Source organism: Streptomyces millisiae (assembly GCF_031845425.1).
GTDB lineage: Bacteria > Actinomycetota > Actinomycetes > Streptomycetales > Streptomycetaceae > Streptomyces > Streptomyces millisiae.
Map to the genome: position 1 here is coordinate 1 of NZ_JAVREM010000248.1, position 473 is coordinate 473.

Below are 473 nucleotides of genomic sequence, written 5' to 3' on the forward strand. Positions count from 1 at the left end.
GTGCCGCACTCGTCGCCGCAGCGGTGGCCGTACCGGCAATCGGAATCGCCGGCGCGCCGACCGCCGGCGCTCAGGCCGCCGATTTCGGTCCGTGCGGAAACGTGCACGACAACGTCGACCTCTGGAAGGACGTCAAATACGCCACGCCAGCACACAAGGACGGCGCCATCGACGTCGTGTTCCCCGGCGGGGACAAGTCCCGCGGCTACGCGGTCCGGCAGGGACACAAGCCGGCCCAGCTCACCGACCTGCTGGTGATCCCGACGGCCCGCGAGACCGGCATCGAGTGCGACAACCTGTTGGAAGCCGGCGCTCCCCACTACTTCAAGGACGCTTTCGAGCAGGCCAGCATCCTGCCGCCAGGCAACCAGGGCCAGGCTCCGGACTGGGCACTGGGCATCAACTCCGCCGACAACCGCGGCCAGGACCAGCTGCACATCCACGTGACCCTGCTCGACCCCACGGCCCGCGCC

General features: G+C 69.6%; 1 protein-coding gene. It reads left to right on the plus strand.

What is annotated here, in order from left to right; translation table 11 throughout:
• The coding region (locus tag RNC47_RS36495) for a CDP-diacylglycerol diphosphatase (protein ID WP_311605166.1) at positions 1–473 on the plus strand (473 nt) is incomplete at both ends.